This window comes from Alphaproteobacteria bacterium, from assembly GCA_035625915.1.
GTDB lineage: Bacteria > Pseudomonadota > Alphaproteobacteria > JACZXZ01 > JACZXZ01 > DATDHA01.
On record DASPOR010000231.1, the window covers coordinates 1 to 7,372 of the forward strand.

General features: G+C 61.4%; 9 protein-coding genes. 4 read left to right on the forward strand and 5 right to left on the reverse strand.

Going from position 1 to position 7,372, the window contains the following annotated elements; all coding sequences use genetic code 11:
* From VEJ16_18695 to VEJ16_18705, 3 genes are all read right to left on the reverse strand, one after another.
* Nucleotides 1-1,462, reverse strand: a 1,462-nt coding sequence (locus VEJ16_18695) for a phage portal protein (GenBank protein HYB11692.1), incomplete at its 3' end; no start/stop codon positions are given.
* A 9-nt stretch (nt 1,463-1,471) separates the two neighbouring features.
* Nucleotides 1,472-2,848, reverse strand: coding sequence for a hypothetical protein (locus tag VEJ16_18700; protein HYB11693.1), 1,377 nt, complete (start codon nt 2,846-2,848; stop codon nt 1,472-1,474).
* Nucleotides 2,784-3,356, reverse strand: a complete 573-nt coding sequence (locus VEJ16_18705; GenBank protein ID HYB11694.1) for a hypothetical protein — start codon at nt 3,354-3,356, stop codon at nt 2,784-2,786. Before VEJ16_18705 ends, VEJ16_18700 begins: the two co-directional genes overlap by 65 nt.
* 595 nt (nt 3,357-3,951) lie before the next feature.
* Between VEJ16_18705 and VEJ16_18710 the strand changes: the two genes are divergently transcribed.
* The gene (locus tag VEJ16_18710) at nt 3,952-4,593 is read left to right on the forward strand and encodes an NADPH-dependent F420 reductase (protein ID HYB11695.1); all 642 of its coding nucleotides are present in this window, start codon (nt 3,952-3,954) and stop codon (nt 4,591-4,593) included.
* A gap of 296 nt (nt 4,594-4,889) precedes the next feature.
* Here VEJ16_18710 and VEJ16_18715 read toward each other — a convergent pair whose 3' ends face one another.
* Together VEJ16_18715 and VEJ16_18720 are read right to left on the reverse strand one after the other, a co-directional pair.
* Nucleotides 4,890-5,465, reverse strand: coding sequence for a DUF6456 domain-containing protein (locus tag VEJ16_18715; protein ID HYB11696.1), 576 nt, complete (start codon nt 5,463-5,465; stop codon nt 4,890-4,892).
* Complete coding sequence (locus VEJ16_18720) at nt 5,462-5,671, reverse strand: hypothetical protein (GenBank protein ID HYB11697.1); 210 nt, start codon at nt 5,669-5,671, stop codon at nt 5,462-5,464. Before VEJ16_18720 ends, VEJ16_18715 begins: the two co-directional genes overlap by 4 nt.
* Nucleotides 5,672-5,913: 242 nt before the next feature.
* Between VEJ16_18720 and VEJ16_18725 the strand changes: the two genes are divergently transcribed.
* The 3 genes from VEJ16_18725 (at nt 5,914) to VEJ16_18735 (ending at nt 7,067) form a co-directional block, all read left to right on the forward strand.
* Entirely contained in the window at nt 5,914-6,528 is a 615-nt protein-coding gene (locus VEJ16_18725) for a LexA family transcriptional regulator (protein HYB11698.1), read from the forward strand.
* Nucleotides 6,529-6,691: 163 nt separating this feature from the next.
* Entirely contained in the window at nt 6,692-6,883 is a 192-nt protein-coding gene (locus VEJ16_18730; GenBank protein HYB11699.1) for a hypothetical protein, read from the forward strand.
* Nucleotides 6,876-7,067, forward strand: a complete 192-nt coding sequence (locus VEJ16_18735) for a hypothetical protein (protein HYB11700.1) — start codon at nt 6,876-6,878, stop codon at nt 7,065-7,067. Before VEJ16_18730 ends, VEJ16_18735 begins: the two co-directional genes overlap by 8 nt.
* Nucleotides 7,068-7,372: the final 305 nt, after the last annotated feature.

The window sequence follows — 7,372 nt, forward strand, 5'->3', positions numbered from 1 at the left end:
GCTCGGACGAAATTGGTTGATCCCTGCGATCGTGCGCGATCGCTGCGATTTCGCTTGCGGTGTCCTCGATGTCGTAGATGGGTGCGATCGTCTTGACCGCGGTTTCGCGACTCATATGGCCGGCATCCGCGTGAGTCTTGAGGGTCGCCGCGAGCTGGGCCTTCTCGCCTTGGGTCGGCGCATACCATGCAGGCCAGCGCAACGCGATCGGGCAAGAGTCGTCGAGCTTCCCGATGGCTTTTCCTCCCACGAACAAGTCGAACTTCCGAGATACGGCGACGACCATGCGCAATAACGCGAGCAAGGCGCCTTCGCCGTAGCTGATCCTCAACCGATCGGCCAGCCCGATGAGCGCCTGGTTGAGAAGCTCGATGGCGCGGCCCGATTGAGCCATGGCGATCTTGTCCGGGTTCGCCCGATTGCCGTGGATGCTTTCGAGCGCAAGGTCGCGAAGCGCCTTGACGAAGCCCAAGAGCGCCTCGCTCGCCGTGCCGTCGATTTCGAGGAGCTTGGCGTCGCCATCCTTGTCGACGACGATGGCGTTGGCGGCCCCCTTCACGAGCTGGCCGTCGTTCCCGACCGCGGGCTCCTTGATGAGGAGCGTGGGGTCGGACGCGTATTTGAGCGCCCGTCCACCCTGGCTCAAGAGGTAGTCGATCTCGATGATCGTATCGATCGCCTCCTTGAAGGTGCAGGCCCCGTCGATATCGTCCCCACCCGGCAGGTTTTTCACCCACACGATCGGGACGAAGCCGAGGTCGTGCCGCGTCGTCCGTCCCGCACCCTCATCGATCCTGAGCTGGGGGTCGTCGCCCGCTCCGTCCGCCGGCGAAGCGACTTTGTAGGGAACGTACCAATTCTCGGCACTGTCGGTCCATTCGCGCATGAACCAGAAATCGGCGGCCAGGTCCGCATCCTCGACCGCGTAGCCCATTACGCGCAAAAGCTTGCCCTTGACCTTGTAGCGCTCAACGACGCTTTGGAGCGCGTCGGGCTCGTTGGCGAACCAATGGGGTGTGAGGTATTCGGTGTCGAGAACCTTGAAGAAGAGCCGGTTCTTGCCGCTGCGGTTCTTGAGCACGCGCAACAGGAATGCGACCGAGCCGACGCTGCCTCGCGTCGCGGCGTCGATCATGACCTCGTTGAGCTTCGTCTCCTTCACGATTGCCGCGAGTGCTGCCCGGGTCTCCTCATGGGCGCATTCGGCGACCGGGAAATGGCCCTCGGAGAAGAGGAGGCTCACACTATCGTCGACGACGGTCTTGGCAAGGCTCGAGCGCACGCTCGGTCGACGGCTGCGCAAGGGGATATACTCGTCGTTCCGGCCTTTCTCCTCATGGAAGCCGTTCGGCAGGTGATCGTAGATTGTGCCGTTCAGCACACGGCGGCGCAGATCGATCGTTCGCTGGCGGATGGGGTAGTCCCGATCCGACGGTATCGTATCCGTGATCGTCTTGAACATGCGGACCCGTTACCTCGCCATGTGAGGGAAGGCGCCTCTTTGCACAGGCTTGCGCGCGTCGATCGGGAAGGCCGAGGCGACGTAGTAGCCAAGCGCGTCGCTCGCGTGCGTGAGCATCGGGTCGGCCTTCTTGTCGATCTCGCCCGACCCGCCCGAAAGAAGGCGCACGCCCTCGAAATCCTTGACCACGTTCGGCGCCTTCGTCGGATCGACCATCAATCGGATGGCTTCGTCGCCGGATTTCAGCCGCGTGTTGACGGCGTTGATCCGGGCGCGCTCGGGCGGGTTTGCATCGGGCACGTGAAACGACAGGCGCTGGCCGAATGCCGGCCTGAGCTCGGCCTTGATCAGGTCCCAGTCGGAACCCGCCACCTTGGCCGAACCGCCGGCACCACCTGTCGCGTCGCCATAGCAGCGAACGGGCCCAACATGGTCGATCCAATCGGCGGCAAGTTTCCGGCACACCGCCGGCGTATTCGAGTTGCGCGGGATATGCACTTCGCCGATCACGCCCGTGCCGGTCCGCCCTTCGGACATCCCCGGCAGGCGCTGTTCCTGCGCAACCACGGCGACGCCGGGGGCGACGTTGAAGTCGAAACAGAAAATCAATGGTTGCCGCGCGTCGTAGCCCAGCTTGCGGCAATGGGTGTCCTCGCGGAACGGATAATAGGCGCGGCCTTCGAAATTGACGAAAGACGCTTCGTATTCCTGCTGAAACGTCAGCTCGTCGAGATCGCGCCGGGCCGCTTGGATTTCCGAAGGCGGCAGGATGTCGGCCGACTTCCAGTGATAGGACCCCCACTCGCTCGCCGGACCGCGTTCGGCCATCATGGCCTTGGCCTTGCGGTCGGACTCGTAGTAGTGGTTGCGCCCCTCGGGCACGCCGATCAGGTCGCACCATCCAAGACGGTCCGCCAGCGCAGGCCGTACGTGTTCGGGCCAGGCGCCTCGCTTCATGTTGGCGTATTCGTCGAGTATCCCGCCATCCCACGGTTGGCCCTCGATGCGTTCCGGCCTGTCGAGGCCGACGACATAGATTTCCGGGCCGTGGATAAGGCGGATCGTCAATTCAGTCTCGCTCGGGCGGCCTGCCAGGAGGGCGGACGGCACCATCGCTTTCAGATCGGCCCAATAGATTCGCTTGGCCTGCTCGCGCGTCGGTGCCGCCGCGAAGAAGCGTGGAACATCGAAGTTCGTTCCAGCGATGGCGCGCAACACGAGCTTGCGCTTGGCAAGCTCCGTCTTGCCGGACCGCCGCCCTGCCGGAATCGTGTTGAAGCGATGCGGGCTGTTCCAGAATGCCCACTGGACAGGGTGGTGCCTAAGCGGTGTCCAGCGGGGAGTCGGAAGGATCGATTTCGGATAAACTCGCTTCTGATGGACCATGCACCGACCCCTTCGACGCGGCGAGAACCTCGTTGATCTTGCGCGCCGCCTCGGCTGCGTTGGGACCCCGAGCGCCGCCGATCTGGAAGCGCACGCGTTCGAGTTGCGCGATGCGCCCGAGCCATCGGTCGACGAGGGCTTGATACGTCGGACGCCCTTTCGCGATTTCGGCCTTTTTTCCGCCCCGGCCCATGTAAGGCGATGTCGGCCGTGCAGCCGCCGCCGTCTCCTTTCGCGATGCGGCGTCGCGCTCGGCTTGCCGATTCTCGCGGCTTCGCTTCATCGCGATCAGGACGCGCCGGAGCTGAATCCGGGCGAGTGCGATCTCGGCGTCGAGCGTGCCGATGGCGACCGCGAGGTCCCTTTCCTCGGCGCTGAGGCCATCCGCGTAGATGCTGTGCTCGAGCGATTTTTGCGAAGCCTCGTGAGCCGGCGAGACCGCGGGAGTCTCGGCTTGGTACTCGGCCGAGGGCTTGCCATCGCGATCGGCAGGGCTATCGTCTGGCATGGCACTCCCTTTGCGCACGCGACAGGCTCGCGTCCTCGTGTGGTGGATTTGAAATTCCTGTCATTTTGGTGGCATCCGCGTTTCGGAACTTCAAACCACGTCTTTCAGTGATTTGGCAGAAATACGTGGATGCCCGGGTCAAGCCCGGGCATGACGTTTATGGGGTGTTTCGCGCACAGCGCTGAATCGTTACCGGTGCGCCAAAATCTAAATCGGGCAGCCCCGGACTCTCCCTTCGCCATGCGCGCCCCCGGGACTTCTCCCTTCGTCATGCCCGGGCTTGACCCGGGCATCCACACGAGCGCCGCAAATCGCGCAACGATGGTGCTGGAACGAAAACGCCCGCCGCGGTCGGTTCCGGGCGGGCGCAACAATCGAATATGGAGCAAGCTATATACTTGAGTTGCACCTCGGTCAAGGAGAAATTTTCAGCTCGAAAACATTTCCTGCAATATGCCCGGACCTAGGACGCCTTTGTCCACATCACGCAAAATTGCGACGCGGAACCGGCGGCTCCATTGCCGCGCAGGCCGAAGCTCGTCAAAATCGCGGCACATCACGGGATGGCGGGGGATTTTTGCCAAGGAGATCCCTCATGAAAATCGGAATTATCGGTGCTGGAAACGTCGGAACGGCAATCGGCAAACTTCTCACGGCGAAAGGGCATCGCGTATTCGTGAGCTTCGCCAAGACGCCGGATGCGCTCGCCAAGGCGACGGCCGCGATTGGCGGCACGGCACAGGGTGGAAGCGTTGCCGACGCGGTCGCCTTTGGCGATGCCGTGGTGCTCGCGACCCCATACGAAGCCACACCGGCGGCACTCAAGCAAGCCGGTGCTGTGAAGGGGTCCAAAATCCTATGGGATTGCACGAACGCCCTTAAGCCGGATTACAGCGGCCTTGCCATCGGCTTCAACGCCTCGGCGGCCGAGGAGGTGCAAAAGCTCGCACCCTGGGCGCGTGTCGTGAAAGCCATTCCGCCTTCTGCCGAACTGATGCACTCGGCGCAACGCCTGCTCAATGGAAACAAGGTAACCGTATTTCTTTGCAGCGACGATGCGGAGGCGAAGAAAACGGTTGAATCCTTGGTCAAAGATATCGATGCCGACCCCGTCGACGCTGGCCCGCTCCAAAGTGCGCGCTATGCCGAGCCCGCCGGCTACATGATCGTGAAGCTCTACATGATGGGCATGGGCGGACGAATCGGCATCGGCTTGCTGAGGGAAGCTTCGAGGTAGGCAATCCGCGCCGACGCGTTCGACGCGTGGAACGGGGTCGAGCAAGGAGACGGAGCAATCGCACAGCCCGGGACTTCTCCGATCGTTATGCCCGCATCGAAGCCGTGGATGCCCGGGTCAAGCCCGGGCATGACGGTTATGGGGCGTTTTGCGCAGGGTGCCGAATCGTTGCCAGTGCAACAAGATCCAAATCGCACAGCCCAGGCCTCCACCATTCGTCATGCCCGGGCTTGACCCGGGCATCCACGTACTTCTACCCAATCGCGGAAAGGACGTAGATGGCCGGGCGACACCCCCTACCCCCGATAAATCGCAATCTCGCGTCTGCGCGTCCGAAAACCGTAATGCACGGCGAGGTCGTCGAGCGCTTCGCGCAGGCGCTCGGCACCATAGCCCTTGCGCCAGCGCATTGCGGCCTCGACCGCACCGAGCGTAATTCCCACGCAACAGACGTTCACCACCACCGACGACCCGATGAGGCCCATCGCACGGAGAGAGCCGTTGACCGCCCGCACCCCATCGAGCTGGCGATCCGTCATGCCGAGCGGCTGGCCCCCATCGACACGCACGCGGCTCGGGTCGAGTGTCGTCTGCTTGCCGAGCTGAAACAATTCCCAATGCGCCCTCAGCTTCATCGCCGCGGCATGCTGGTCCAGGGTCACGATCCCCCGGTGAAAATACCACTCGATGGGACATTCCTTGCGATTGAGCGCCACCGCGGCTTGGCTCTTCCTCGCCTCCGAGGCATTGCGTCCCTCCCTGGCGTGCTGATCGGCAAAGCCTACGTCGCGGAAGACGTAGACCGTGTCGGGCCGCATATCGCGATCGCCGTAAGTGTCGGTATCGGGCATCGACGTTGCGCGGTTTGTCATTTTTCCCTCTTGATCCGCTTGCCGAATTTCACGCTCGCCCAATTCACCACACCTTGCCGGACGAATTCGTTCTGAACTTCCTCGGGCGAGAAAACGAGGAGCCCCCGTTCGATCCAGCATTTCGTTCGCAAGGATTCAAAATCCTCCTTCGAGAGAGTCGGGGGTGCGAATCTCCCAAGCGACGAAACGACGGAGCCCCTGCTCATCGCACCTCCCCATAAGCACAGGTTTTGTTTCGCTCTCGCAGATCCGCGATTGCGCGGACCTTGAGCCTGGTTAACTCGTACATGGGTGCGACCTCCTTGGAGCCAGTGCGTACCTCGACAAAGCGTTTCGCGCGTTTCGTCGAAACGATTATTGCCATATTGGAAATTATCGGGCAACCGAAAAAATTTCTAATTGCGAAATTAGTTATATGGGCTTAGATAGTCCTGGTTAATGAGGGCGAATGGCACGCCACTCGGTCGACATCAAGGGGTTCAAGGCCCTGCTCAAGGCGAAGCGCGTAACCCAGAAGCGGTTCTCGCAAGGCATCGGCATGTCCGAGTCCGCCCTGACCAAGTCGCTCAAGGGCATGCGGGCCTTGAAAGTCGAGGAAGGGGCGACGATCGCCCGGAGTCTCGGCCGCCCTCTTGCCGAGATTTTCAGCATGTTCGGACAAGACGTCTATGAGACGTGGCCGCGTTCGATTCCCGTATTGGGTTTTGTCGGCGCAAGCGAGGAAGTCATCCTTTACGATGAATTTTCGGATCTAATCGGCATAGACGAGCTGATGCTGCCGTTCACCGGGTACAGCGGCGTCGTCTTGCGCGTCAAAGGGGATTCCATGTCCCCTCGTTATTTGGACGGCGACGTCATTGCTTATTCGGAGCGCTTGGCCCCGGAGCAATGCACCGGCCAGGAGGTTGTCGCAAAGGGCGTCGACGGACGGCTCGTGCTGAAATGGCTTCAGCGTTCGGCCGGCGCCCTGATGCTTGTTTCCCATAATCCGCAGGTGCCGCCGATCGTCGGGGTCGAACTCGAGTGGGTTGCGCGAATCGATTTTCACATTCCGCGCCGATGATCGGAGATCTGCGCCAGGCATCGGTCCCAACGATGATGAAAATAATTTCTGAATTCGCAATCTTTTTATTGCGAAACCAGAAACCGCATGCCAGCTTTGGTCTTGAGGCCGGCCCGGGCGGGCTGGATGGAAGATCGACTTGAGCAAGCGAGAGCGAGGAAACATGCGTGTTGAAAATACGAGCATGCTCGAACGTCTCTTTGCGGGCGGTGCGATTCGCGAGATGCCGCGCCGATCGCGATGGCAATGGCGACGGCGATGGCGGCGCACCGCCAAATTCATATTCGCCGACCTCGGCAATGTCGTTCTGTTTCTTGGTACGGGCCGGGCCGGTCGAGGTGGGGTTCGTGACTGACGCGGCGGCACTCCGCGAACGCGTGTGCGCGTTCTGCGCGGACAGTGCGAACCGCAACCGTCGCATCGCGCGCGATTTCCTTCATACCGGCCATTCATGGGCCGTCGAGTTCGCCCTGGTCCTGAAAGATCACGCCGCCGAACTCGACGTGATCATGAAGAACCTCATCGAACAACAGCGCTAGTGTGGTGGATTTGAAGTTCCTAATATTTTGGTGGCATCCGCGTGAGGGAATTTCAAACCACGTCTTTCAGCGAATGGGCAGAAGTAAATGGATGCCCGGGTCAAGCCCGGGCATGACGTCAATGGGGTGTTTTGCGCACAGCGCTGAAACGTTACCGGTGCGCCAAAATCTAAATCGGACAGCCCGGACTCTCCCTTCGCCATGCGTGCCCCCGGGACTTCTCCCTTCGTCATGCCCGGGCTTGACCCGGGCATCCACACGAACGGGGAAGTCCGGAATCATTTATCGGACACAATGCGCTACTG

Coding starts and splice junctions, on each gene's coding strand:
- VEJ16_18700 (HYB11693.1), bottom strand. CDS start 2,848: ATGGTCCATCAGAAGCGAGTTTATCCGAAATCGATCCTTCCGACTCCC.
- VEJ16_18725 (HYB11698.1), top strand. CDS start 5,914: ATGGCACGCCACTCGGTCGACATCAAGGGGTTCAAGGCCCTGCTCAAG.
- VEJ16_18710 (HYB11695.1), top strand. CDS start 3,952: ATGAAAATCGGAATTATCGGTGCTGGAAACGTCGGAACGGCAATCGGC.
- VEJ16_18720 (HYB11697.1), bottom strand. CDS start 5,671: ATGAGCAGGGGCTCCGTCGTTTCGTCGCTTGGGAGATTCGCACCCCCG.
- VEJ16_18730 (HYB11699.1), top strand. CDS start 6,692: ATGCGTGTTGAAAATACGAGCATGCTCGAACGTCTCTTTGCGGGCGGT.
- VEJ16_18715 (HYB11696.1), bottom strand. CDS start 5,465: ATGACAAACCGCGCAACGTCGATGCCCGATACCGACACTTACGGCGAT.
- VEJ16_18705 (HYB11694.1), bottom strand. CDS start 3,356: ATGCCAGACGATAGCCCTGCCGATCGCGATGGCAAGCCCTCGGCCGAG.